At 43.3% G+C, this 25,747-nt stretch carries 25 protein-coding genes; 4 read left to right on the plus strand and 21 right to left on the minus strand.

Annotated elements, in window-relative coordinates; all coding sequences use genetic code 11:
- Positions 1 to 73: 73 nt before the first annotated feature.
- From TRESU_RS08955 to TRESU_RS09010, 12 genes are all read right to left on the minus strand, one after another.
- The gene (locus tag TRESU_RS08955) at positions 74 to 6,016 is read right to left on the minus strand and encodes a hypothetical protein (protein ID WP_013701932.1); all 5,943 of its coding nucleotides are present in this window, start codon (positions 6,014 to 6,016) and stop codon (positions 74 to 76) included.
- Positions 6,017 to 6,147: 131 nt separating this feature from the next.
- Positions 6,148 to 7,545: a TrbI/VirB10 family protein gene (locus TRESU_RS14295; protein WP_013701933.1), complete on the minus strand. Its 1,398-nt coding sequence runs from the start codon at positions 7,543 to 7,545 to the stop codon at positions 6,148 to 6,150.
- Positions 7,535 to 8,623, minus strand: a complete 1,089-nt coding sequence (locus tag TRESU_RS08965) for a TrbG/VirB9 family P-type conjugative transfer protein (RefSeq protein ID WP_013701934.1) — start codon at positions 8,621 to 8,623, stop codon at positions 7,535 to 7,537. Before TRESU_RS08965 ends, TRESU_RS14295 begins: the two co-directional genes overlap by 11 nt.
- A complete protein-coding gene (locus TRESU_RS08970; protein ID WP_013701935.1) occupies positions 8,620 to 9,330 on the minus strand; it encodes a VirB8 family type IV secretion system protein in 711 nt (236 codons plus the stop codon). The genes TRESU_RS08965 and TRESU_RS08970 overlap by 4 nt, the downstream gene beginning before the upstream one ends.
- Before the next feature lie 114 nt (positions 9,331 to 9,444).
- A complete protein-coding gene (locus TRESU_RS08975) occupies positions 9,445 to 10,638 on the minus strand; it encodes a relaxase/mobilization nuclease domain-containing protein (protein ID WP_013701936.1) in 1,194 nt (397 codons plus the stop codon).
- A gap of 15 nt (positions 10,639 to 10,653) precedes the next feature.
- Complete coding sequence (locus TRESU_RS08980; RefSeq protein WP_013701937.1) at positions 10,654 to 11,136, minus strand: hypothetical protein; 483 nt, start codon at positions 11,134 to 11,136, stop codon at positions 10,654 to 10,656.
- A 15-nt stretch (positions 11,137 to 11,151) separates the two neighbouring features.
- Positions 11,152 to 11,469, minus strand: a complete 318-nt coding sequence (locus TRESU_RS08985) for a hypothetical protein (protein WP_013701938.1) — start codon at positions 11,467 to 11,469, stop codon at positions 11,152 to 11,154.
- A gap of 14 nt (positions 11,470 to 11,483) precedes the next feature.
- Positions 11,484 to 11,768 carry a DNA cytosine methyltransferase gene (locus tag TRESU_RS08990; RefSeq protein WP_013701939.1) on the minus strand — a complete coding sequence of 95 codons (285 nt, stop codon included), beginning with the start codon at positions 11,766 to 11,768 and terminating at the stop codon, positions 11,484 to 11,486.
- Between the two features lie 9 nt (positions 11,769 to 11,777).
- Positions 11,778 to 12,077, minus strand: a complete 300-nt coding sequence (locus TRESU_RS08995) for a hypothetical protein (protein WP_013701940.1) — start codon at positions 12,075 to 12,077, stop codon at positions 11,778 to 11,780.
- Between the two features lie 227 nt (positions 12,078 to 12,304).
- A complete protein-coding gene (locus TRESU_RS09000; protein WP_013701942.1) occupies positions 12,305 to 12,640 on the minus strand; it encodes a hypothetical protein in 336 nt (111 codons plus the stop codon).
- Positions 12,637 to 12,843 carry a hypothetical protein gene (locus TRESU_RS09005; protein ID WP_013701943.1) on the minus strand — a complete coding sequence of 69 codons (207 nt, stop codon included), beginning with the start codon at positions 12,841 to 12,843 and terminating at the stop codon, positions 12,637 to 12,639. Before TRESU_RS09005 ends, TRESU_RS09000 begins: the two co-directional genes overlap by 4 nt.
- Positions 12,824 to 13,417 carry a hypothetical protein gene (locus TRESU_RS09010; RefSeq protein WP_013701944.1) on the minus strand — a complete coding sequence of 198 codons (594 nt, stop codon included), beginning with the start codon at positions 13,415 to 13,417 and terminating at the stop codon, positions 12,824 to 12,826. The genes TRESU_RS09005 and TRESU_RS09010 overlap by 20 nt, the downstream gene beginning before the upstream one ends.
- A gap of 505 nt (positions 13,418 to 13,922) precedes the next feature.
- On the opposite strand from TRESU_RS09010, the gene TRESU_RS09020 reads away from it, so the two are divergent.
- The 4 genes from TRESU_RS09020 to TRESU_RS09035 all read left to right on the plus strand — a co-directional run bounded on the left by TRESU_RS09020 (position 13,923) and on the right by TRESU_RS09035 (position 21,159).
- Positions 13,923 to 16,010, plus strand: coding sequence for a DNA topoisomerase (locus tag TRESU_RS09020; RefSeq protein ID WP_013701945.1), 2,088 nt, complete (start codon positions 13,923 to 13,925; stop codon positions 16,008 to 16,010).
- A 261-nt stretch (positions 16,011 to 16,271) separates the two neighbouring features.
- On the plus strand, positions 16,272 to 17,309 hold the full coding sequence (locus tag TRESU_RS09025; RefSeq protein ID WP_013701946.1) for an IS30 family transposase: 1,038 nt from the start codon (positions 16,272 to 16,274) through the stop codon (positions 17,307 to 17,309).
- A 396-nt stretch (positions 17,310 to 17,705) separates the two neighbouring features.
- Entirely contained in the window at positions 17,706 to 19,211 is a 1,506-nt protein-coding gene (locus tag TRESU_RS09030; RefSeq protein WP_013701947.1) for a glycine hydroxymethyltransferase, read from the plus strand.
- A 550-nt stretch (positions 19,212 to 19,761) separates the two neighbouring features.
- Complete coding sequence (locus TRESU_RS09035; RefSeq protein WP_013701948.1) at positions 19,762 to 21,159, plus strand: hypothetical protein; 1,398 nt, start codon at positions 19,762 to 19,764, stop codon at positions 21,157 to 21,159.
- A 115-nt stretch (positions 21,160 to 21,274) separates the two neighbouring features.
- Here TRESU_RS09035 and TRESU_RS09040 read toward each other — a convergent pair whose 3' ends face one another.
- The 9 genes from TRESU_RS09040 to TRESU_RS14300 all read right to left on the minus strand — a co-directional run bounded on the left by TRESU_RS09040 (position 21,275) and on the right by TRESU_RS14300 (position 25,709).
- A complete protein-coding gene (locus tag TRESU_RS09040) occupies positions 21,275 to 21,565 on the minus strand; it encodes a type II toxin-antitoxin system YafQ family toxin (RefSeq protein WP_013701949.1) in 291 nt (96 codons plus the stop codon).
- Positions 21,559 to 21,825 carry a type II toxin-antitoxin system RelB/DinJ family antitoxin gene (locus tag TRESU_RS09045; RefSeq protein WP_013701950.1) on the minus strand — a complete coding sequence of 89 codons (267 nt, stop codon included), beginning with the start codon at positions 21,823 to 21,825 and terminating at the stop codon, positions 21,559 to 21,561. The genes TRESU_RS09040 and TRESU_RS09045 overlap by 7 nt, the downstream gene beginning before the upstream one ends.
- 56 nt (positions 21,826 to 21,881) lie before the next feature.
- Positions 21,882 to 22,163 carry a GNAT family N-acetyltransferase gene (locus TRESU_RS09050; protein ID WP_013701951.1) on the minus strand — a complete coding sequence of 94 codons (282 nt, stop codon included), beginning with the start codon at positions 22,161 to 22,163 and terminating at the stop codon, positions 21,882 to 21,884.
- Positions 22,164 to 22,195: 32 nt separating this feature from the next.
- Entirely contained in the window at positions 22,196 to 22,288 is a 93-nt protein-coding gene (locus TRESU_RS15915; protein WP_169309754.1) for a DUF3781 domain-containing protein, read from the minus strand.
- Positions 22,281 to 23,291 (minus strand): SPOR domain-containing protein, encoded by a 1,011-nt coding sequence (locus tag TRESU_RS09055; RefSeq protein WP_013701952.1) that lies wholly within the window; start codon positions 23,289 to 23,291, stop codon positions 22,281 to 22,283. The genes TRESU_RS15915 and TRESU_RS09055 overlap by 8 nt, the downstream gene beginning before the upstream one ends.
- Positions 23,288 to 23,584 carry a hypothetical protein gene (locus tag TRESU_RS09060; protein ID WP_013701953.1) on the minus strand — a complete coding sequence of 99 codons (297 nt, stop codon included), beginning with the start codon at positions 23,582 to 23,584 and terminating at the stop codon, positions 23,288 to 23,290. The genes TRESU_RS09055 and TRESU_RS09060 overlap by 4 nt, the downstream gene beginning before the upstream one ends.
- A gap of 94 nt (positions 23,585 to 23,678) precedes the next feature.
- Positions 23,679 to 24,035, minus strand: a complete 357-nt coding sequence (locus TRESU_RS09065) for a type II toxin-antitoxin system VapC family toxin (RefSeq protein WP_013701954.1) — start codon at positions 24,033 to 24,035, stop codon at positions 23,679 to 23,681.
- 2 nt (positions 24,036 to 24,037) lie between these two features.
- Positions 24,038 to 24,253 (minus strand): hypothetical protein, encoded by a 216-nt coding sequence (locus TRESU_RS09070; RefSeq protein WP_013701955.1) that lies wholly within the window; start codon positions 24,251 to 24,253, stop codon positions 24,038 to 24,040.
- Between the two features lie 316 nt (positions 24,254 to 24,569).
- Positions 24,570 to 25,709 (minus strand): ankyrin repeat domain-containing protein, encoded by a 1,140-nt coding sequence (locus TRESU_RS14300; RefSeq protein ID WP_013701956.1) that lies wholly within the window; start codon positions 25,707 to 25,709, stop codon positions 24,570 to 24,572.
- Positions 25,710 to 25,747: the final 38 nt, after the last annotated feature.

Consider the following 25,747-nt stretch of genomic DNA (forward strand, 5'->3'; position numbering starts at 1 on the left):
AAGTTACCATCTGTTGGGATTTTTTTTTACATCAATGAGCAAGACCTAAAGCCCGCTCATTTCACAATTCCGGCTAGTTCATACTACAGTTTCTGATTTCTCCGACGACCAGAAATTCCTTGTACTCAGACTTTCCATTATGGTTTATTACAACCTTTATGCGTCCGAAATTCTGAATGCCTTTCACAGTTTCATCAGAACTGTTTCTGTAAGTCGCATCAACAACATCCGTCAAGACAGAAGGCGAAACCCTCATTGACCAGCCCTCGTCATCGTCAAGAGTTGAAATTCCACCGGCATTGTCAATAGCGCACTTATAGCCTCTGTCTGTATGATACAGAATCCTCTCCCCCTCGCCTGTCCTTGTGCCAGGGCAATAGAACCAGCCTATTTTCTGAAAATCCGACTCCTGGTATATTTTGCCCCGGAGAGATGTTTTTTCCCTTATAGAAAAAGAACCATTTTTCTCATAAGAAGGACTGCTTCCATTAAAACGTCCAAAGCTCCAGCTACCTTGGTCACGGCCTATAGCCCTGTATGCCCAGTTTTGCGTCATCCATTCATAGAGCGAAGTTTTATTAGTATTCTTACTGCAACGCCCTCCGCTGTAGTTAAAACTTCTGTTGTTTGAGCTATAAATCTGGGCAAAAGTCAAGCAGTCATGCGCAACAGAATGCTTGCAGTCGCCAGCATACCAAGTAAAAGCTGTTTCCCAGTCAGAAAGCTCTGCATTGCCGATGTAAGGAACATAAGCCTTGTTTATCAAATATTCCTTTTTTACAACATCTGCCTGTGAGTTTCTTATAGCATAAACCCCAGATTTTTCCGCAGAAGAAACAATGGAAATAGACGGTGCGCCATTTCCATAAGCCGTAACACTCTGAATAGTCGCATTGGATTTTTCTTCCGCTATAGATATGACTATATTTGAAGACTCTCCATCTCCAAGAAACAGAGTATTTGACTGACTGTCAAAACGAGAAAACTTTCCGTTTGAGCTTGTCTGACCAATATCTACAGAAACACTGGCGTATGCAAACTGGGCTTTTATGGTCTTTGTTCCAACCGTCTCATATGACTTGTTAGGATTCTTCGCCACAAACACAATGTCCACCGCCTTGCTTGTCTCTGAGGCAGGATGAATAACAATTTTTCCTTTTCCATCCCCACTGCTTGCAACCTCATAAGAGAAAGCAGAACCTCCGTTTTCAATGGAATCCGTAGATTCAACAGAAACAATAGAATCGATTGGGCTTACTGCATATTCAAAAGTCTTTGCTTCATCAGGAGTACAAGTAAACGCTGTAGAACCAGAGACGCTGAATTCATAGTCCCACGCAACCCTTACAGCACACTGGGCTTTCGCGCCACCGTCTGTAACGCAGGCAAGAGTTCCGCTTCCCTCCTTGATTCCTGAAATCTCAACCTGTCCGTTTCCTTCCGCATCGCATCCAAGGTCTCGGTACTCGAAGTAGTCCTCGCCCACTCCCTGCGACATTGTCCAGGTAAGTATCGCGTCCGCAGGGCTTACCGTGTATTTCAGAATCTTTGAATGGAACGGCTGAACCTTTCTTGAATTCGTCTCAAAGACAAGGCTCTTTCCCGCCTCGACAATTACAGTGCATTTTGCGACGCTTGAGCTGTCAGGAAGCTGCGCCATAACTGTCGCCTCGCCGACTGAAACCGGGTAGATTGTAACTTTCTGTCCGTTTCCCATAACGCGCGCAACATCCTTGCCGTTCGCGCCCTCGCAAGTCCAGATAAGATTGTTGTAGTCGTTGCTGCTCTCAGCGTTCTCTATTGTCGCCTTGAGCTGGCTTCCGCTTGAGCCTTTGATAATCGTCATGTATGTCTTGTCGAAAGTCACAGTCTTTTCAGCAGTGCCGGGAACAACCACATAGAACTGCAATGTGCTTGCCGCCTTCTCGTGCGAGCAGGTTATAACAGCCTCGCCGCTTTTCAGCGCGGTTATATAGATTGACTGGCCTTTAACAGTTCCGTCGGAGCTGATTCCAGTAACCTGCACAATGTCGCTGTCTGATGTTGTCCACTTCAGATTGTACTGGTCGGAATTCGTGACTCCAGTTCCTGTAAGCGTCGCGCTCAGGCTCTGGCTTTTTCCCTTGTTCACAGTGTAAATCGTTGTGGAGGCCGTTATGTAGACAGCATCGACAGCCTTCTCTTTGACGTAGACCATCATCTCGGAGCTTGCCTGCTCAACGCCGGTGCTTGTCGCAATAAGCCGAGCCTTTACAATTGTCGTTCCAGCTCCGACCGCCGTAATCTGAGCAACAGAATTTGTTCCAACAATCGAGCAGATATTGCTGTTTTCTACAGAATACTCAATGTGAGTTGAAACCGTTGTTGTCGGAACTTCCATGTTCACAAACTGCACGCTTCCCTGCTCAATCGTCATGCTTTCCTTCGGGAATGAGAATTCAGAGTACTGCTGCACGTTCACGATTATCTGCTGGTCGTAAGCCGCTTTCGGGTGGTGAATAGTTATCGTAACGCTTCCGGTCTGCTTAGGCGTAATCGTGCAGACATTCGCTGAATACTGGAAGTCGATTATGTCATAGACATCAAGCGACCAGCTGAAATTGTACTTGTCGTTCGCGCTTCCGTTCACGAGTGTCGCCGTTACAGTCTTCGCGCCGTCCGTCGGCTTCATCGTGATTATGCTGCTCGGCACGCTGATTGAGCACTCGCTTTCCTTTACCTCATCGCAGACTGCAAGAATCTGAGCCGGATATACAGCTTTCGGATGCGAAACCGTGATGTATGCAGTTCCGGCTTTCAACGCGCGCACTTTTCCGACCTCGTTCTGTCCGTAAACCGCGCATATAGAGGAATCATTTGTAGACCAGACAAAATCGGAGAAATCGCTCTGCTTGCCTCCGACCAAGTCCGCCGTAATTGACGTGTACGTTGTTCCGACGTTCAGGTTCATCACGCTTGACGTAAGCTGAATATATGGATTCGCCGCAGCTGCAATCGGGTCAACGCACTGGGCAATAATCTGGAGCGGATACTGGCAGTACTTGCTTGTTACAGTAATCATCGCAGTTCCGATTCCGTTTCCCTGAAGAACCGCAGTCGCTCCGCTTGAAGTCACATCCACGACATTCGGATTGCTTGAAGTCCAGCTGTAGCCGTCAAGAACAACCGAGTCTGAATTCTTCACGCTGACAGATACGCTCTTCGTGTTTCCCTCGCCGACCGCAACAACATTGCTGCCTGTCGTAAGATAGACATATCCTGCAAGCTCCTCAGAGGAATTTCCTACAACAACAAGAACCTTCTTTGTAAGCTCAGTGGCTGTATGTGAAATTGTGATTTCCGCCTGACCGCTCCCCACCGGCTTTATATATGCAGTTCCGTTTACAGACTGAGCTGAAATTTTAGCAACATCCTCATTGTCGATTGAGAATTGAAATCTGTTAGTGTCTGAGCCGGAATAATTGGCAAGAACAGCCTGAAGTTTTTGTGCGGAGTCATCACGGAGCATTGTAATAACATCCTGAGATGAAATATAGACAAGCGGTTCTGCCTCCGGAATCACGTACTCGCTTCCGACACGGACATAGATTTTCAGCGTGTTCTGGCTTTCAGAGTGTGAGACATTTATCACAGTCTCACCCTCGCCTGCCGCTGTTATTGTCGCGGAAGTTCCGTTCGCCTGTACTGTCGCGACAGATTCATTTTCAACCTGCCATTTTATTGAAGAATACTTGCCTGCAGAAAGATTCACCGCACTCACATTCAGGGACGCAGTTTTTCCGGCTGATTTCAGCGAGACAACATTCTGCGTGGTTGTAAGATAGACCTCCGGGTCTGTCTGAACCGTTCCGACAGGATAGACCATTATCTTGAAGCCGCACGAGTATCCGTCGATTGAGCCAGTAAGCGTGCAGGTTCCGGCTTTTAGACCTCTTATCGTGCAAGAGAGCGGATTATATGAATTCTTGTCCACCGAGATGACAGCCGGGTCGGAAGTTGTCCAGGTAAACATCGAGAAGTCGTAGCTTTTTGTCTCATCGGTCTCCTCGTCATACTCATCAAACCCGACCGCATTGCAGAAGACCGTGGCTTCCTTTCCAGCCTCAAAGTTGTAATAGAGTTTGTCGGAATAAAGAGCCTTCATGCTCATCAGCGTCTTCTCGTCATCGGCTGTCATGACAAGGACTGTCTTGTCCTGCTCTGCCTTGCTGTGGCTCACCGTTATATGCGAGATTGTCTGCCCTGTTCCATAGGACGGAGCTTTTATTGTGGCGGAAGTTCCGTTTCCAATAACTGACAGTCTTGTGTCGTCGTTGCTCCATTTTATGTTCTGCTCATCTGATGATGACTTGTTCTTTCCGTTAAGCCCGACAGAATACTCGGTCTCATTGCCGTTAAGCACGCGCACAAGACCGTTGCCTGTGAAATAAAGCGGCTCCTCAAGAATCGCGTCCTTGTTCAGGACTTTTACGAGGATTTCCGTAGTGTAGACAATCTTCGGGTGGCTCACGGTGATTACGGCTGTTCCCTCGGATTTCGGCGTGATGTACGCAGTTCCGTAGGCATAGGTCATCGAGGCAGCCCTTGAGTGGACTGCGCTTCCGTCCGTAGTCTCAAGAGATATGACATCTCCACTTCCCGATGACGGCGAGCTTTTCACAGTCCAGACAAAGCCCTTCTCGTCTCCGTCATCGCCACCGCGCAAACTTACCGAAACAGACGTTGTGTCAGCGCCGACTTTCGTTCTTATGTAGTTCTGACTTGTCGTGATATAACACGAGGCGTCAACAGCATCCTTCAGCTGGCCTGTAACAATGCAGAGCACTTCCCTCGGATAGGCGGCTTTCGGATGAGAGATGATAAGCTTCGCGCTTCCGTTTGCAAGACCGCGCAGCATTACCTGGTTTCCGACAGACGAGACTATCTCAGCAGCGCTCAGGTTGTCGAGGGAATAGCTGTACTCATCAATCGAATAGTCGCCGATGTCGATATTCTCAAGCGTGCTTGTTACAGTCTGCTCCTCAGTTCCGTTCAAGGTAATCATTGTCCTGTCAGGATTTATGTAGACATTCTTTACAATCGTGATTACACGGCACAGAATATCAAGAGGATACGCCGCATCAGGATGAGTGATTCTTAAAGTGCAGCTTCCGCCGCGCAGAGGTGTTATGACCGCATTGTTTCCGTTGAATGAAAGCCCAACAGGAACTTCATTTGAATCCTTTGAAACAATTTCCCACTTGAACGCACTGTCCAGAGAGCCTTCCTTTCCATTCAAAAGTGAACAGTTTATTGTCTGCTCGCCGTCGCCCTGGTTCATTGTAAGAATATTCGTGGATGTCGTTATATAAGGAACGTTTGTGGCGTCCGCAAAGACATAAACACCCATGTAGTACGGATAGCTCGCCTTGCTGTTTGTAACCTTGATTCTCGCATAGCCGGAGTCCTTCGCAGTTATAAGGCAGTACTGGCCGGTCGGCTGGATTGTTGCGACGGAAGAGTTGTCTATTGTCCAGGTATAGCCGTCAATGTCGGAAGCGTCTCCGCCGTAGAGAGATACAAAGACTTTTTCCGTGACGCCCGGACTTGTCTGGATAATCGAAGTGTTTGAATAAATGTACGGCTCTGTGGTTTCCTCATATCCCTGCTCAAATCCTGAGACCGTTATTATGCAGGTCGCGTCATATCCGCCGTAGGAGCAGCGGAGCGAAGTCTGGCCTTCCGAAAGAGCCGTTATCGTCACGCCGAAATTCGAGGCTGTGTCGCAGCTGATTATCTTTGAATCATAAGACCACTTGAACTCGCAGTCCTTCTGGCTCGTGGCTGGATTCACCTTTATCGTTATGTAGTCCATAGAGCCGACTTTCATTGAGAGCGTTGACTTTGCAAATGAAAGCGAGCTGATTTTAACATCATCATCGCCGCCGCTGTCGGACACATCGTTCCAGTGGCAGCCGACAAAAGCAAGAGCCGCCGCAACCATGAGCAGCTGAACAGCATTTCTTAAAAATTTCATCTTTTACTCCAGAGAATTTTTTTTCAATGTCTATTCGTGCGCTCATTTTTGTTTCAGTTTTTTATAATGAAGAATCCGCTTTTTATAAGATTTCTATTCGTGACTGCGGAGCGTTCATATCAGTTTTATTTTCAGCGTGTCCTTACATATTTCCGCTCAGCCTGGTTCACCTTGCACGGCGGAAGCTCAAGCGGAACATTTGTAATCAGCTTGATTTCCCTTCCGCTGTCGATTCTTATCGTAGGCTTTATGTCAAGCGCGCGGTCAATAATCTTGTTTCCGATTTTCGACGACTGCGCCCATACGTCGGTCATCGCGTTCTGGATATACTCGTTGTTCTGGCTGTTTATGCTCTTCGACATATCGGTCTGAATCATCGAGTAGACCGCAATCATTCCAAGAGCCTTCATTGTCGCCCACGGATGGTTCGAGACCTTTCCTTTGTATCCGCTCACGCCCTGCGCGCTCACTCCGTTCATGTTGCCCAAAGTGATTCTGTAGCCGTCAGGCCGGATAAGAAGATTCCATGCGACCTGAACCTTGTCCTGCCCATAGCTGACAGAGCTGTTGTAGGTCGCGTAAAGGAGCGAGCCTTCGGGAATCAGGAGAAGCGAATGGTCGTAGCTTGAGTACACGTTCTGCGTCACTCTGGCAATCACAACGCCCGGATTGTCCGTGTTTATCGCCGTTACAAGCGCGCCCGAGATAATTGTTCCGTCCCAAAGCGTGTTGTACGGAAGGAACTGTCCGTTTCCAGTTCCGTTCCCCTGATTGTTGAAGAATTCCTCACGGTTGGACTGGTAAGCCGCGTTCTGGCTCTGGGGTGTGCCGCCGTAGCTTCCGCTAGAGCCGTAGAGTGAATTCTGAATCTGCTGTGTGCGCTGAATCTGCTGCGCTATGTATTCCTCCTTCGTCATTCTTGACGAGGCTGCCGTCTGCGGAAAATTTCCGTTCATGACCGCGCTCACAATATTGGAGTTCGCATTCGCCGCCGCATAGTCCTGTCCTGCGATTCCCTCTATCTTTCTGGGAGACTTTGAATTGCGTGTGTCCGGGCGGTCTGACTTTGCAGACGAGGACGAGCGGCTTCCGACTGGCGTTACCGGAGCTGTTCCGCTCTGTAGCTCAGGCGGCAGTGTCGAGAGGACTTCATCCGCGTCCTTCTCGCTCATCGGCTTGTCGTCTTTCTTTTCTTCCCCGAAAATCTGCTCCACATTCTCCTTGACTTCTGGAGCTTTCTCAGTCCTTTCCTTGAATTCAATCGCAATCTTGCTGCCGGCCTTGTCAAGCTCACGGCTCTGGACTTTCTTCTTTGACTTCGCCGAGCCTGCCGCCATCACGATAAGGAAAATCACCGCGACCCCTATAAAAATCAGCGCAAGTATATTACCCACGTTAAGCTCGCGCGCCTCGTCCTTTTCATCTTCAGGAGGAGGAAGCTCATCGTCCTCGCTCTCAATCTCGTCGTTTAGGTTCACAGGAGAGGCGTCAAGCTCAAGTTTTTCATCCTCATCGATATTATTTTCCACCTTGCGCTTCCTCCTCTTCTGCGGTGATTTTTTCCGCAATTTTCTGGCTTGTCTTTTTCTTCTCTATCACGACTTTCTGCTTTCCAAGACGGAGAGTGATTTTGTTCACAAGTCGCGGAACGACAAACACATTCTTCTTTACGGAATAGTTCTCTATCTCGTTCTTCTCGTTGAACAGGACAGGAAGCTTCTTCTGAAGCACAATATTGTCCACCTGAATGTAGGTTGACTGTCCATCATCGTAGACACGCTTTGGCAAAAATTCCGGCTTCTTGAACATCGAGTATTTCATTTTGTAGTCAAAGGACAAAAGCTCCGGGTTCGAGATTCTGATGAAGTCGTTCTCGACGGAGCGGCTTTTTTCCACCGACTTTTTCGCATAGACATTCCGTTTTCCAGGATATGTGAATTTCACAATCGCCATGTGGGTGTCGGCGAAGGACTTAACACGCAGGTGGTAGACACGGCGGTCTGTTATGATAATCAGACTTGAGTCAAGCTTTGAGTACGCCGGCTTCACAAAAAAATGCTGGATTTCCTCGCCTGTCTCCGGGTCAATCGAGACGCCTGCCGTAAGCTCCCACACGCTCTCATCCTCGGAGAAAAACGGAGTTCCTTTCACGGTCTCGCCACGCTCAAGGACAATATCTGTAAGGTGATATGGCTGGGCGTAAATTTCGTACACAAGATTCTCGTTATACTGATAGAAAAAAGTTCCGCTCTTGTAGTTCTCCGGTTTTACAGTCGCTTTCTTCTGGCTTGTCTTTACAGCGTCATAGCCTGTTTCAAACCCGCGCTCAAGCTCCGGAACGTCTTTCTGCTCAGGAATATAGACAGGACGGTCAACAAAAATAACTGTGTCCTCTATGTCCTGGACTTTCAGTTCCTCCTGCACATAGTAGCCGTTAAGCTCGGCTTCGTTCTTCTGCTCATCTTCCTCAAGCGATTCCGAGCCGCTGTTGTAAAAGTCCGTCTGGTTCACGCTCTTCTCAAGGTCTCTTGTCGTTGAACATGACAAGAGCAGAAATGTTGCTGCCACAACCGACACGTGTCGGTCGATTTTCTTTCTTGTTTTCATTTTGGTTCTCCTGAATAGACCTTTGTGTTTATTTCCTTCATATCGAATGCGGTTATATAGATTCCAAGAGGATTATCCTTTATATCCTCGTCGCTCGGCTGCAAGGTTTTCACGCTTATTACCGCGCGGTAGGTTACATTGCTCACGACAGAGCCTGAGACCTGCCGGGTCAGAACCTGATAGTCAATCTGATAGGAATCCTTGGAGAGCTTCAGCGGCTCGGTTTGAAAAAGCACTTCCCTTGTACGAGAACCGAAATATTCAAAAGGTTTCTCTTCTTTTACAAGGGATGAATATTTTGACGCTGTTGTGGAAGTCAGGATGTGATAGATTTTGCTGACAGATTTTTTCATCACGGTCTTGTCAGTTGAGAGCGTGTGGTAAAGATTCAGGAAGTCCTTGACCTGATACTGGACTGCGACTTCCGGGACATTGAAGTCCTGATAGTTTCTCCGCGAGACAGGACCGATATATGACGCCTGCCCGAAATCATTCATAGTCACAATCACAGGTATTGAGTCCGGCTGCGCGACCGCATACAGACTTATTCCGATTGATAGGAAAAATGCGAGGCAGGAAATGACAGCCACAATCCGAAGGATATGGTTTTCCCTGCGAATCTGTCCTGTAATCCAGTCGAAATGCTCAAGCTGCGGATAGAACGGTGTCTGGACTTTTCCGGCAGGAGGATATTGTTTTGTACTCATAAAGTATCTCCAAGGATGGGCGGGCAGATACTTTTGCTACAGATTACAAATTTTCAAGCCTATAGTCAATATTGATTTTATTACATATAAAAAAATATTTGTAATTTTAGAAATTTACTCACGCTTACCGGAATTTCTTATGCCTCTCGGTGTACCCACAACACGGATACTTGAGTCTGTAACCTGACGCGACAGGCTTCTTGTTCCGTCTTTTATCTCAACTGACTTTCCCAAAAGGTCATCTTTCTTCAGCTGCCAGACAGGAACATAGACAAGGGATTCTCCGCTTCTTATGACAAGAGCATCGTTCCAGCTTTCATCCTTGTCAAACGAGATTACAGTCTCGACAGTTCCGCTGATTCCGCCGCCTGAGTAAAGCTCAAGTTTTCCGCCTGACTTCTGGTACTCGTCAAAGAATGTGTTGTATCTTCCGGTCGCGACAAGGACTTCCTTCCAGTCATCTTTAAGCTCGTAGAATCCGGCTTTTCTGACAGCAAGATTCATCTCCGAAAGAAAAGCAAGACGGTTCTGCATATCAGGGCTTAGAAGATGAGGGCTTATTTTGCCGGGATATTTTTCAAGCTCCTCGTCTAGCTTCGTCCAGCGTCTTGCGACAACAAGATTCTTCTGCGCTGAAATAATTTCCTGCTCTGTTCTTTCCCCGACCATCTGCGTCGCGATGTATGACAGGGTCTCCCTCATTGTTCGCTTTATCATCTCAGGCTGAAAATAGACACGCTTTCCATTACTGTCTCTGCCATTTATGCAGATGTGCGCATGACGGTGCGCCGTGTCTGTATGGACTGCCCCCTGCCACAAAAGTTTATAGCCTGTCATGGTTTCAACGCGCCTGATAAATTCGGAGGCAAGAACTTTCAGGTTCACATTCTGATTTTCAGGCGAGATTATGAATTTGAAATGCTCGGGAACTTTCGCAGACTCGTACTCTGAGTTTTCCGTGCCGAAAAGTCTTGGCTTGTCCAGAACTTCATTCTTGTTTTCCTGCGACATATAGGTTGAAAGATATTTATCATGCGCCTGCATTGAGGAGCTGTGAGAGACCTTGAACATCACGCGTTGGTCTCGCTGATTTACAGAATTTAAAAACAATGCTCCGCCACGTCCGCCACCTGAGAATCTTCCGCCGTCATCACGACCGACACGTGTCGGTTTTGCCGCAAGCAGCTTTGAGAGCCGCCACATATCGTCCTTCTTGTACGGAACTTTTCTTACCTTGTATAGGTCTTCCTCATAACTCTCCTTTGTCGGACGGTTGGAGAAAATATCTTTTATTGAATGGGATTTCATGGGCAGCCCTAAAAATCAGCGGATAAGGGGGAAATAGTGAAAATAAATTGGAACTTCTGTTTTTCGTTCTACATTTTGTATTTTTTCCTCATACTCCTGATACTCACCCTCGACTTCAAGAACTTTCACAGGTCTGAAAATGTGATTCCGAACAATATGCTTCTTTCCATCTTTTCTTAAAAAATAGGTCTGGCTCACTTCAATTTTTATTTTTTGGCCTATATGATTTTTAGCTACATCATAGAGAGCCTTGTCCTCAATCTCTATCTCCTTTCCGTTCGGCATTGTAAGATAGACATATCTGCACAAAGTTGAACTGTTGCTGTATTTTACAAGACTGACATAGTTCACAGTGCACTCAATGGACTTTGCTTCGCTTTTCTTGTCGCCAAGATTAAGACCGTATGCAATTACAAATAGAAGCAAAGCAAATAAAATAAGAAAAACAAAGAAGCAGATAATTTTTCTCAACACACTATCGTCATCATAATAGGACATTGTTATTTCCTCCTTCTATAATTGACCATTGGTCAAAGTCAATTCGTTCTCAATTTTTTTACAAGAATAAAGTATATATTTAAAATACAGTTCCTCATTCATTCTTTTTGCAGTGTCATTACTGATTTTTCTTATTCTTAGAATTATGCAGAATTGTTTTTCTATTCTTTTTTTTACTCTGATTGCCTTTTCTTTGCTGTTGAAAACCATTATTTCCGAAAGCTCTCCTTCTTCTGAGTAAAACCATTTTCTATTATCGATTTTTTTTCTAGAACAATATTTCAGGCAGTAACCAGAACCATCAAAATCTTCCCATTCAATAACATATCTCATTATCTATTCCTCAATTAATTCATCAGATACAATCCTTTCCATAAATGCTGACATCCAGGGCTTGCCCACATTAAATCAGTGTTTTTGCTTGCTTTCAGTGTTTGCGGCTGTATGTGTTGTACATTTTCGCAACGGTGTTCCGCAAAAGGATAATTCTTTGAATGCGTTTCAATCGCTCTTTCCCAGTGGTTAATTGCGCTCATGTTTACATCAAAGTTATAATCGTGCGCAGCTTCTATAAGTCCTGTAGATTCACCACCGCCACCACAGAACATATCAACAATATTAAGTTTGCTCATTTTAGTCCCCTAGCTTCTATTTGCTTTTGACTTTTCATAGTTTTTTTTCTTATGTTCCTTTATATCCAAGACATCCTTTTTCAGATTTTCTTTTGCCTTTTCATAGGACTTCGCCACAGGCTTTTCTAAATCAAGTCCTCTGTAACGATGCCTCCATGCGTTATAAAAAAACATCTTGTCCGCAGCCTCTTTGCCATTTTTGTAAAAAAGCACATCATACTGCGCACGGACGACATTTTTTTGCAACCGTGCCAGCTCTGAATTGTAAAAGGAATTCTCCTTTCTGCGCTCACGCTCTTTTTTTGCCATTTTTTATTCCCCCAATATCCGCTGTCTTCCCCTCGACCGACACGTGTCGGCTCAGTGCTTTTCTGAATACGCCACCGGCAGAAAATGTGCGGTGATTCTGCCTTATCCGCTTTTCAATTTCAATCAGCTCATTATCCACGGAAGAGCTTTCAAATTTAGAAGTTCTTTTTGCTCTTTCATTACTGTTAGTTTTATTAAGTTTTTGTTTTTTTTACAAAACTCTTTGTTCATTTATTCACCTTCATATTTATATATTTTTCAGGATTTTCAAAATAATCTTCAGGTAATCTGTCTCTCTTTATAAGATATTCTTGCAGTCTTTTTTCGTTATTTTTCTGCTGCTTTACTGCCATGTCTATCAAAAGATTTGTTCGTTCCTGCATCATTTCATCCCATTCCCTGAATTCTCTGATATGCTTTTTTATCATCTCATCCTGTTCTTTTTTTTCCGATCTTTTCTTCAGAACATAGTTGTCTACTAGAGTGTAAGTGTAAACGTATACACCAAAAAGGCATACGCAAGAAACAATAATATATCCAAGTATTTCTGTAATTATATTCATTCTCTCACAAGACCTCGTGCTATCTCTGTTTGAAAATCGTCAACGTGTTTTGAAATTTCCCTGTGTGCTTCTTCTGCGGTCATTCCGTCAAAGCAGTAATCTCCGCTCAAGCTCCTCCATGGACATAATTTTCCATACTCCCAGTATGCGCTTTCGCAGTTATTACATTTGGCTTTAAGAATTTCATTTTCTTTTATTTTCATTTTTCTCCTCGAGCGACACGTGTCGGTTCAGTGCTTTTCTGAATATTCCGCCGACAGAAAATGTGCGGTGATTCCGCCTTATCCGCTTTTCAATTTCAATCAGTTCATTATCCACGGAAGAGCTTTCAAACAGATTCAGATTACAGAACTTTTCGACAGCCTCAATCGCATTTTCCTTATCCAAAAATTCAACATTGACGCTGACATCGGAATAATTTCTCATTGCACTGCTCCAGGCTGAATACCAGCTCAAATATATTTTTTTTCTGAACTGCCATTCTTCATCTTTATTATCAGGCTTGGCCAAAACTAGAAGACAGAACTGAGGCTTGCACATTCCACCGTCGCTGTCATAGCCCACATAAAATTTTCTTAAAATGCCGGAATATTTTTTTCTGAAGAAAGTCCAGCGGCTGTTGCTCCATATTCTCCAGGCACGGAACATTATGTCCGACATCTCCGCAAGCTCCTGCAATCCGCACCAGCCGACATCAAGGGAAATCCTGCACAGCAAATCCGGCGATTTTTTTATCACCTGAACTATCAAAAATTTTCTCTTTTTTGAGAAATACATATTTTTCCACCAATGACATATATTTTCACGTCTAAACCTGTAATAAATATGTCATTATAGAAATATCTTGTCAATATATAAATATTTCTTACAAAAATACAAATTTCAAAAATCCTATACTAAAATGCAACAGAAATCCACTGTACTACACCGCATATTATAGAAGAAAAAAGACATCCGCATTACAGAAAAAACGCACGTAACACAGACAATTTCAGAACTGGAAACGAAATAGTACGGCTTGTAGCACAAACCTTTATCTTGCGTCCAAGAGTTACTCTTTTTTCTCTTTTGTTCATTTCATCTCTTTTCAATAACGGCTCTTTTTCTGAAAATTCTTTTAATGACTTGAAAAGCACGACTTTATCGGAAAAAACGCCCTTTTTTAAAAGTTGAACCGACACGTGTCGGTTCAACAGCAGCAGCGGATACACATACTCTTGAAAAATCCTGAATATCAGGCTATAAATGGAAATGAACTTCTGCCCGCCCGAAGGAGTTCAAAATGCTTATCATCGCAGAAAAACCGAATGTCGCAAAAGAATTTGCGGATGCACTCTCATGCAGGAAAACCGGCGGAATATATTCCGGAAAAGACACCACAATCACAAACTGCAAAGGACATCTGTTCAACCTTGAAGAGCCGAAACACTACACTTCCGAAATTTTTCCGATTATTCCAGAGAGATTCGATTACCGAGAAAATCCAAAGACATCGGAACAGACTAAAATTGTCATCAGCCTTCTGAAAAAGCACCGCAACGAGGAAATCCTGATTGCGACCGATGCAGACCGCGAGGGCGAAGTCATCGCAAGGGAATGTCTTCTGATGGCTGGAATCACAGACTTCAGCAGGATAAAAAGGTTCTGGGTATCGCAGGCTCTCACCACCGAGGTCATAAAAGATGGAATCAGGAATGCAAAGCCTCTGTCAGAATACAATGTGCTTTCCGCTCAGGGATTCGCACGGCAGCACGCAGACTGGCTTGTCGGAATGAATTTTTCAAGATACATAAGCCGCGCCGCAAACACAAAGCTTCCTGTCGGAAGAGTCCAGACGGCGATTCTAAACGCAATCTCGGAAAGGTGCGACGCAATAAAAAATTTCAGGAGCGAGAAATATTTTGAGCACTACGGAATTTTCCGACCGACACGTGTCGGTTCAGGGAACACCGAATGCACAGGAATTTATTTTGAAAACAACACAACAAAATTCCCCGATGATTCAAGAAGCCAGAAACTGAAAGAATGTATAGGAAAGAAAGCTGTCCTGAAAGAAAAAAGAGAAGAGGAAAAATCCATTGAGCCGCCGCAGCTCTACAACCTGAACTCAGCACAAAAAGATGCTTTCAAGTTTTTTGGGTACAGCGCAAACGAAACGCTTTCAATAATCCAATCGCTATACGACGACCTGAAATGCGTGTCCTATCCGCGAACTCCGTCCAAAGTGATGGGAAGCGGAAACGTGGAGCTTTGCCGCAATGTGTTTGACGAGCTTTGCAAAGCATATCCGAAATACAGGCAGCTTGCCGCAAGCGAGGATTTTTCCGTTTCAAACAAGAGGTGCTTCAACGACAAAAAACTCGAAGCCCACCATGCCCTGATTCCGCTGAAAGCCCTTCCTGAAAACGCAGACGAAAAACAGATGAACATCTACACGCTGATTCTTGAGCGTTTCATGGCAGCCTTCCTCCCGGAGGCAAAATATATCCAGCAGGTCTATATTCTTGAAGTCGGAGGAAACACATTCAAAATCTCCGGAAAAAAGACAACAGAATCAGGCTGGAAAAATTTTACTGATATATTGTCCGACCGACACGTGTCGGTCCAAAGCAAAGAAACTGAAAGCGAAGAACAAAGCCTTGACGGAATCGACTGGAACTCGCTTGTCCTTTCCAAAACAGAGACAAAGGAAAAATGGACAAAACCTCCGAAATATTTCAACGAGGCAAGCATTCTATCATTCATGGAAAATCCAAAGCCCGACCGACACGTGTCGGTTCATAATGAACAAAATGAAAAACTTACAGGACTTGGAACTCCGGCTACACGGCACACATTCATTCCTAAGCTCACTGCAAACGGATACATTGAACTCCAGAACAAAAATTTCATCTGCACAAGACTCGGCGAAACGCTCCTTTCCGCATTAAGAAATTCCTCATTGAAACAGATTGCCGACATATCAGCGACAACTCAATGGGAAAAAGAGCTTGCGGAAAATCCCGAAACCTTCGAGAAAAAAATGAAGGACTTTGTGAGGCAAGCTGTCAGCACGGAAATAAAAATCGACCACATAGGAATCACAGAGAATGAAATCAAATGTCCAGCCTGCGGAAAGCCTGTAAAAGAAAGTGCAAAAAACTGGTTCTGCACAGGCTACAAAGACGGCTGCAAATTCAAGTCGCTGTGGAAAGAAACACGAGGAACAAAATTCGCAAAGTCGGACATAAAGGCTTTATGCGAGGGGAAAAAGACATCACTCAAAAAATGCATGAAGAAAGACAGCGGAAACTATGAGTGCCGCTTTATTCTGAACAAAGAAAATTCATGGGAAATTGAACCACTGTTTGAAAAAAGAAATAAAAAATGAACCGACACGTGTCGGTTGCAGAATTAGGCTTGTGGGAAACTCAGAGGCACTTCCAGATGCCGCCCGTGCCTAAGCACGGCTTGAGTTTTCCATAAGACCTCATTTCTCATCTTGAAAAAACAGTTTGACATATCAAGATAATTGTGCTTATTTAAACAAATCGGACTTTGATATGCGGCAAAACACAGAATTCGGAGAATAGACAGAAAACTGCAAATTCTTTTGGCGGCTGAATATCCAGTCCGGCAAGGAATCTGCCAAATGAAATACACACTTGAACACGTCAGAAACAAGCACCTGACAATCTGCGAGCGCACGCTTATCCAGCTCAGACTCAAGGACGGACACACGGTCTATTCAATCGCAAAGGAAATCGGCTGCGCATACAACACAGTCAAGAATGAAATCAGAAGAGGCTCAAAGCAAATATACAGAAGCCGCCGCTTATGCTACCGTGCAGACTTCGGTCAGAAAAAATATGAGGCAAACCGCATAAGATGCCACAGAACCGGAAAATTCCGTGAATGCGCGCAGTTCATAAAACACGTTGAAAAGAATTTCTCAAGCCCCCTGAAAAAATGGTCTGTGGACGCTACGTCAGGAAGACTAAGAGCAGAAAGAATCTTCACACAAAAAAATTCAGTCTGCACAAAGACGCTTTACAACTGGATTCACAAGGGGCTTATGGAAGTCAAAGTTTCAGATCTGCCAGAAAGCCTCAGACGAAAAAAACACGTCTCAAAAAACAGAACAGGAAAGATGAGACTCGGAGCAAGCATTGACAGCAGGTCTGCGGAAGTCGCGACGCGGAAAACATTCGGGCACTGGGAAATAGACACGGTAATCGGAAAAAAGAAAGGAAAGAACGCTGTCGTCCTGACACTCGTCGAGCGCAACACGGATTTCTACATAACGCGGAAAATTCCAGCGAAAGCGGCCAGTGCGGTCAATTCGGAAATCAAGCAGTTGCTCTCAGACTTTGGAGATAGACCGGAGAAAATCTTCAAGACGCTGACATCCGACCGCGGACTTGAATTCGCCTCGCTTGCCGAGCTTGAAAATGAAAGCACAAAAATATACTTCGCACATCCATACTCGTCATACGAGAGAGGAATCAACGAGCGCCACAACCGGATTCTGAGACGCTTCATTCCAAAAGGCGCGGACATAAATAAAATTTCTGAAGAGGAGCTTGAGAGAATTGAAGACCTGATAAACGGACTGCCAAGAAAAAGACTAGGCTACAAAACACCAGAAGAACTTTTCAATGAGCAGCTAGACTTAATCTATAGACTTTGAAAAAAAATCAAAAAATAGTGCAATTTGATATTGCAATTTTTGAAAAGAGTTTTATAATTATCTTATTAAATATCCATATTTAGGTTGTAAGCACTCTGTTGGAAAACAAATTATTAGAGTTGATTTCATTTTGTTTTTAACTTAATTTTATTTTGTTTTTAACTTAATTTCATTTTGATTTTAAGTTGATTTCACTTTGTTTTTAACTTAATTTTGTTTTGTTTTTAAGTTGATTTCATAAAACATACATACCTTGTTCTGTGCATATAAAGCATAACGATGCAGGCTAGAAACCCCGCCTGTTTTCAAGACTTCAGCTTACTTGCGGAAAGAGCTAGATTCAACTAGAATGCTAAGAGTTAAACTGATTAAAATATATAAAGCGAGGTGAATCCAATGCCTACTCCACTTGAAAACTATGTAAAGGAATGCGGCGGAAAACTGAATCCTGCCATGACTTCCTATGTTGCGAATCTTCAGCTTGTCTCTGATGTAGCCCCGGAAATTGCAGAAGACATTGTAAAGGAGCTTGCAACCCAGCGCCGGCATTTAAAGCTTGTTGCAAGTGAAAACTACTGCTCGCTCAATGTTCAGGCCGCAATGGGAAACCTTCTTACAGACAAATACGCGGAAGGATTTCCAGAGCACCGTTACTACGGCGGCTGCGAAAACATTGATTCAGTAGAAAAAACTGCCGCAAAAGAAGCCGCTGAGCTTTTTGGAGCAGACTACGCTTATGTTCAGCCTCATGCAGGATGCGATGCGAACCTTGTTGCTTACTGGGCGATTCTTTCAAAGACTGTTGAAACTCCGACTCTTGAGGAAATGGGCGTAAAGTCTCTTGCGGAGCTTAATGCCGAGCAGTTCGACATTCTGCGCAAAAGATTCGGCAACCAGCGTCTTATGGGACTTGACTATTCATGCGGCGGACACCTTACCCACGGATACAAGATGAATGTTTCAGCCCGTATGTTTGAAAGCCATCCTTACGGAGTTGACAGGGAAACTGGACTTTTGGACTATGACGCAATCGAAAAGCAGGCGATGGAAGTAAAGCCTCTTATTCTTCTTACAGGATTCAGCGCGTATCCAAGAAAAATCAACTTTAAGAAATTCCGCGAGATTGCAGACAAATGCGGAGCAGTTCTTATGGTGGACATGGCGCACTTTGCAGGACTTGTTGCAGGAAAAGTTTTCACAGGCGACTACGATCCTGTAAAATGGGCTGACGTTGTTACGACTACAACACACAAGACTTTACGCGGGCCACGCGGCGCGCTCATTCTTTGCAAGAAGGAATTCACAGACTATGTGAACAAAGGATGTCCTATGGTTCTAGGCGGACCTCTGAATCACATTGTCGCGGCAAAGGCTGTGGCTTTCAAAGAAGCAAAAACTCCTGCATATCAGGCTTATGCGCAGAACGTTGTAAAGAACGCCCAGGCTCTTGCTGCTGCCTGCATTGAAAAAGGAATGAAGCTTCAGACCGGCGGAACAGACAACCACCTTATGCTCGTTGACGTTACAACTTACGGACTTACAGGAAAACAGGCGGAAGCGGCTTTGTTCAAATGCGGTGTTACAGCAAACGCAAACGCTCTTCCTTATGACAAGAACGGCGCCTGGTGGACTTCTGGAATCCGTATTGGAACTCCGGGGCTTACAACTTTGGGCATGAATGAAAACGACATGAAGAAAGTCGCGGAAATTATTGACCTTGTTTTAAAAGGAACAAAACCTGGACTCACAAAAGACGGAAAGCCTGCAAAAGGAAAAATCGAGCTTGACGGTTCCGTTCAGGCTAAGGCGGAAAAAGAAGTCCAGGAGCTTCTTTCAAAACACGTTCTTTATCCAGAGCTTGACCTTGACTTTCTTAAAAAAGAATTTGTAAAAGGACTTTAAGCTGGTGCATTAATTGCAAAAACTGCCGCTAAGAACTAAAACGCTTGGCGGCTTTTTTATTTGACTTCCTAAGCGGCAAAATAAACAGACAAAACCAAGGTAGAAATGAGCGTATATTTTGCCGATAGAATAAAAACCTGCCGGAAGAACATTATAAAGTTCCTTTATTTTCCTTCAATGTCAAAGTTTCTTTTTTTATAATATATTATTCTACTACTCCGAAGTTCTTGAAATAATCTTCTCTCTTGGATATATACTCTCCAAATATCCAGCATATAGGAAATCCATCAAGTTGAGGCTATCTTGGAAAGCAATGACTATTATCTTCAGGTTAAAGTTAATTTTATTGATGATAAGGAACCGTCAGATTATAGTGTGAATGACAAACCTGATGTTCTAAATAAAATCAAAACAATATTGAATAACAACTTATAATTTTATTGTTTTTTGCCTGCCAGAACATAAGTTTTTTTTTGAAGCATTTTTTGTTGGCAGGATTATTTATTGCAAATATATAGATTCTTCTTCCGTAAAAATATAGAATTGCAATGTGAAGAGATTTTTTATTCTTTTTTCAACTGTATTTTTATTTGTATCATCGCTTATTTCGTGCCATATTTTTGATGAGGATGACGATGATCCTGACCGGATCCGCCGGAATTCGTGGGATTACAGAAATATTCCTGACAGCCGGAATTGCGGCGCGGATGAGTCGGCGGATTTTACGGTGGCAAACGGCAACACGGAGATTGCGCCCGGCGTTACGGTAACTTTTCGCCCAGACACAGACCAGTTCAATTTTTCCTCTTACAAAATCAGGGAGCTTCCCGACCGCACGGCTGTCCGCAATTTTGATTTTTCCAGCCACGATTTTGTTACGCTCGGAATGGACAGATACGATGGAAGAAAAACGGTTGTTTTTGAAAACTGCAGGTTCAAGGCTTTCAGAAATGATGCGGTAAGCCCTGATTCGGCGGGAAAAGTTTATTTTGTTTTCAACAACTGCTCGTTCACAGGAAACGTGAGCAGCTCATACATTACATTGAACAACTGCAAGATTGGCGGATTCACTTCGGATGCGATGAATCCGCTGCGTGAATTCCATGCGAAGAATCTTTACGTCTATGACCTTGCGCACGGACCGCTTTCCGGAGAGCTTCATCTGGACGGAATTCAGATTTACGGCGACCAGCGTTCAAGAAAAAACGAAGTGAACGGAAAATGGATTTCTAAAGTTGAAACCGGCGAGATTCATTTTGACAATGTGCGCTTTGAGATTCCTTCCATTAATTTCGGCGCGGAAAACAAGGCTTATGTGAACGCGTGCGTGATGTTTCAGCTTGAATTCAGCGATGTTGACAACGTCTCTTTCAGGAATCTGTACGTGAACGGCGGCGGCTTATGGTTTCCGCTTTATATGGACTACGGAAAAAACAATGAGCGGTCAAAAAACGGAGTTTCCTGGTCGCACAAAAATCTTGTAATGCAGAATGTGCTTGTCTCGAACAATTTCGGGACGGTTTTTTATCCGCAGCTGCTTTCCGACGCAAAGATTGAAAACGTTGACCACCACGGCTATCTTTTTGTGATTTCCGTGTGGAAAGACGAGCACGGAGATGCGCATTTTCTTGTTACTAACGACACAAATTCAGACAAAATTTTAACCGTAAAAACCGACAGGGGAATTTTCAAATACGAAATTCCGCACTGCCCCAGCAACTGGGCTTTGGGCGGAGAAATTGACAAGGGCTTGAACCCGAATGAACCGCTCGCAGATTCCGCCGGAAAACCTTATACAAAATACAAATTTGAAGACCTGCCGTTTGATTTGGAATTCACAGTTCCCGGCTCTCCGAATTTCATTCTATGTTATCAGGATGAGGAGCAAATCCGCTACGCAAGCCTGGACGGAAAAAAGCATTATTATTCGGAGATTTTTGGAGAATAATTTTTCGGGTTTTCAGAATGAAGGACGGACATTTTGAGGACATCTGTCCGTATTACCATGAAGCGTGAAAATCACAGCAATTTTTCGGGAAAAATAAGCGGGCTGGAAAAAAATTCTATTTTTTAAATAAATCAGCGTGAGTTCCTGTGCGTGAAAGTTCAAGAATCAGCACATCATCTTTTATCTGATAAATTAAAAGCCAGTCCGGTTTTATGTGACATTCACGGTGATTTTTCCAGTTTCCCTCAAGCTCGTGGTCGTGGTATTTTTCATCGAGAGGAAGAGCGTTTGCGAGCGAAAAGACAACTTTTTGTAATTCTTCAATTTTGTAATGTCGTTTTTTTGCAAGTTTTATGTCTTTTTTGTATTGCGAAGTCCACTTGATTTGATATTTTGGTTCTACCATTTTTTCATCTCCTCGACAAATTCATTAAATGAGTATCCTTTCACATTCGGGTCGTTCGCAATTCTGTCGCCTTCTTTCATTGCCTTGATTGTCTTGCGGTTAGGGCGGTCAACGGCTACGTCGAACGGAATCCGTCCTTCGCGGAGAACTTGTTTTGTAAAAACGTTGTAAAGCCCTGAAACAGTCATTCCGACCTGCTCGCAGAATGATGAGATGTCTTTTTTGTCCTGGTCATCCAAAGTGATTGTCAAGTTTGCCATAGTATCCTCCAAAAACAGTAATCTACACTTGAATATATGTGAATTTCATGTGTTTTTCAAGTGGAAATTACAGTTTTTCGTCGTCGTCCAGCGGGTCGCAGTCGCGTTTCCCAAGAAAGACGTTTCCAATCATTTTGCAGGCTTTTCAGTTCAATTGCAAAAATCTCATCGGAAGAAATCCGCCATTCAAGGCTTTTCTTTGTTTCTTCAAAACTGAGCGCATTATAAGGTTCAAAACGCACGATTTCTTCATCACAAAGATATTCGTAAAGGTCGTTCAAATCCTTTTCTGCGTATCTGTGGATAATCAGGCGGCCGGTTGTAATTGGCAGCTTCATAAAAGCTCCAAAAGTTTTTATTTGCGGATTTTTTATTTGCACCAGCTGACAATGTCGTTGGTTAAAAAACAAAGATTCCGTTTTATGCGGACAATGCTCAAATCCGTGTGGCAACTTTTATTCAATCGTATAACAGTCTATGCCGGCGTTTTTTAGTTTTTGCCCCATTGTCATGCTGGAGTTTTCGTCCACGGCGACTATAAAATATGTAGTTCCACTGGAGCGGGTTTCTGTGTAGCAGTATGCGTCGAATCCTTTTTCTTTTGCTTTTCTTATGCAGTCATCGGCGTTTTCTTTTTTCTTAAAAAGACCAAGCTGCTGTTTTTTTCCGGGATGTTTTTGCGACAAAGAAATCTCAGGCTGAACAGAAGAATCTTTCGCTGGCACTTTTGAATTTTCAGTGTAACGGTTTTGTGAAGATGAAGCGGCATTTTCTTTCGGCACAAAGTACCAGAACGGAACGCGCATTATCTGGCTTTTTCCATTTGCAACAGATGATTCCGGGCTTAAAGGAAATTCACGGTTAAGTTCATCCGCATAAATTCTTGCTGAAGTCAAATGCCATAAGGTAAAAAGAACCTGCGCCTTTACACTTTTCATGGAGTGCATTGAACTGTATGCTTTTAAAAGCTCCAGGGAATCGGAAATGTCCGCGCCGGGAACAGAAGATGCCTTGCAAAGTTCACTCCAAACAGAATAAAGTTTGACCGTAGCGGAAACAGTTTCATTCTTGGAATTCCTGACCGCGCTGTTCAAGTAAGAATCGGCAGTTTCCCAGTTGCCAGCGCAAAGATTCGCACGCACAGCATTCAGAACAAGTTGCTCAGAAGTAACCTTTGGCATATTTGAAGCATCATGCGCCGCAATGCCAGCTGCCTTTGCATAGGAATTTCCGGCGTCGGTATAAAGTCCGAGCTGTTCCTGCAAAGTTCCGGTATAATATAGAAGAGAACGAGTGTCCGCGGCAGTATCGGCAAAGTCAAGGTTATGCTTTAAATAGTCAATTGAGTCAAGAACAGTTTCCTGCTTTAGAGCTTCCTTTTTTATGATTTCCGCGGATTTTTTATTCTGCGCAAAAATAGAAGCGGAAGCAACACAGGCGAAAAATGCAAGCAATAATTTTTTCATTCAGCGTTTTCCTGCGGTTGCTGCAAAGGAGCTTCTTCTTGCTGAACTTTCTGCCCGGATTTTTTTTCTTTCTTTTTTGTTTCAGAAAAGGAATCCGTTTTTCTTTTTTTCCCAAATGTGAACGGAAGCGTAATTACAACGCCAGCCAAAAAAGCGGAAAGCAATGCTGCAAAAACCGGAATATTTTCAAAGCTATGAAAAAACCAGATTGAGCACTTGTTAGAAAGATTGAATCCAGTAAGAAGAGCGACAAGAACAACCAAAAATAAAATTCCTATAAGTTTTAACGGCATATAAACCTCACAAAAATTCAAAACTATAAATCAGTTAAATTATAATTGCATTCAAGGAAAATTGCAATTTTAATGCCATGGAAAATACAAGGAGTTATTTTAATTTTGCAGAAAGTTTCTTATCAAACGTAAAAATAGTTTCATTAAGAAGTTTTTTTCTCGAAATTATAATGCAGTCAACAAAATCAAATGATGTTTCGGAAAAAATAGAAAGCGCATTAACAATAATTTCCTTATTCTGAATTTCAACTTCATTAAAAACAGGAACAACTATTGATTTTATTTCATTTCTAGGAACTTTATAAAGCTTGGTCAGCACATACACAACTTCGGCAATAATTTCTGGCAAAGTAAAAGAACCTTGCTTTATAACAGATTCTGCTTTGTCCGCCTGTTCTGGAATATCATCCAAAAGATAGCGGAGAATAACATTTGTATCTATGAGAGTCATTTTTATTTTCCAGAAAAAGCAGAAGAAGCTGTTTCCTGTTCAAGGTGAACCAACGACGGATTCGCATAGATAGCAGCAAGTCCGCGGCATGAAACAGATTTTTCATCAGAATCATTTTCTTCATCCACAACAACTATAGCCGACTGTTTTAATTTAAAAGTAATATTTCCAAGAGGAACAAAAGATTTTCCGTCATAATAAGCCTTGACTGCAATCATGAGATGCCTCCTATAATTTTTTAATATATTAAAATTATAATTGCATTCAAGGAAAATTGCAATTTTATATTTATTATGTGCCAGGGCAAACGCATTATAAATGATTCAGCATAAAATTGCCTTTCAGACACGGTTTCCTGGTTCAAAATCGCGCAATAATGCGCTACACGCTGATTGTTGCAAAGCAACTATAGAATTACCCGCTCACGCGGCCGCAACAATCAGAGTGTTTTTGCCCCAGAAACCGTTCCTTCGCGCAAACTTTACTTAAATTATTTATAATGCGTTTGCCCTGTATTATGCGTTTTTTTTTCCGTTATTTTTCTGAGTCTTCTTTTTGTCCGAGATATTTTCCAGTTGCTTCAAACAAAGCATTTTCAATTTCTTCGATTCTGAAATTCCGTTTTTGGATAAAATCCTTGATTGTCATGTCGAATTTGTTTTTTTCGTCAAAAGCATAGCCTGCGCTGAATAGAAGCTGCTCGGTCTGCTCAACAGTCAGATTCATTCCGAGCGCAAGGAGAAAAACAGTGTTCTTTTTGGGATGATAGTTTGGATTTTTTTGGCTTCTGATTTTTGAGAAGGCCCGCTTGTCAATTCCTCCCTCACCGCCGATGCTCGTGTTCTTGTAGATGAGGCTTGGCTTTCCTCGTCCGTTCAAAGTGAACTGCGAGATAAAATATTCCAAAGTCTGATTGAAAGTAAGTTTTGCTTCTGGAGTTTTTGAGTTAAGGCAAATGTTGTCAGTCCGCGCACCCGCATCCCGCAGTATTTTTATTATCTCGGTATAGAGGTCGTCCTTGTTGTTCATAATTGCAAGAAGAAGAATTGAAGTTCCACGGTTTGTGCAGTAATTCACGTCTACGCCATTTTTTATAAGAAGCTCCACCATCTCTTTGTTTCTGTTGAAAACCGCAATCATAAGTGGAGTTATGCCATCTTTGTCAGAACAGTTTACATCGAATCCTTCTGCAATATATTCTTTTGCGGACTCTCGCGAATTCAACATCACTGCCATCATCAGCGGAGTCCAGGAATTCCGCTCTGCAAGCTTCTTAAAATTTTCAGTTCCAGTAATACTTTCTTTTATGCGACTCATTTGCCTTTTTAGCACAGAATCAAGAGGAAGAAGCTCATCAAGATTAACAAAATAAGGACGAGTTGAATTCTTTGCCCAGAAATTCAGGACACTTGTGCCATGGGAAAATGTCATTGAAAAACGGCATCCAAGCTCGGTCATTTTGTTCCGTACAGACTTTGCAAGTGATGAGTTTAGCCTCCAGTCGGATTCTTTTACATTGCGGTAGCCAAGCGAATTGAGTTTTCTGAAAAGAACATCGATGTCATCCGTCATAAAATATTCATAGGTTTTGCCGCGGTCTTCAATGTAAACCTTCACATTTTCAAAAACAACAGATGCTTTTTTCTTGTCAGTTTTTTCTGCATTCTCGGACATAAGCTATTCTCTCTTTTCTTTTAAGTTTTTACAAAATT

Source organism: Treponema succinifaciens DSM 2489, assembly GCF_000195275.1.
In the GTDB taxonomy this organism is placed as follows: domain Bacteria; phylum Spirochaetota; class Spirochaetia; order Treponematales; family Treponemataceae; genus Treponema_D; species Treponema_D succinifaciens.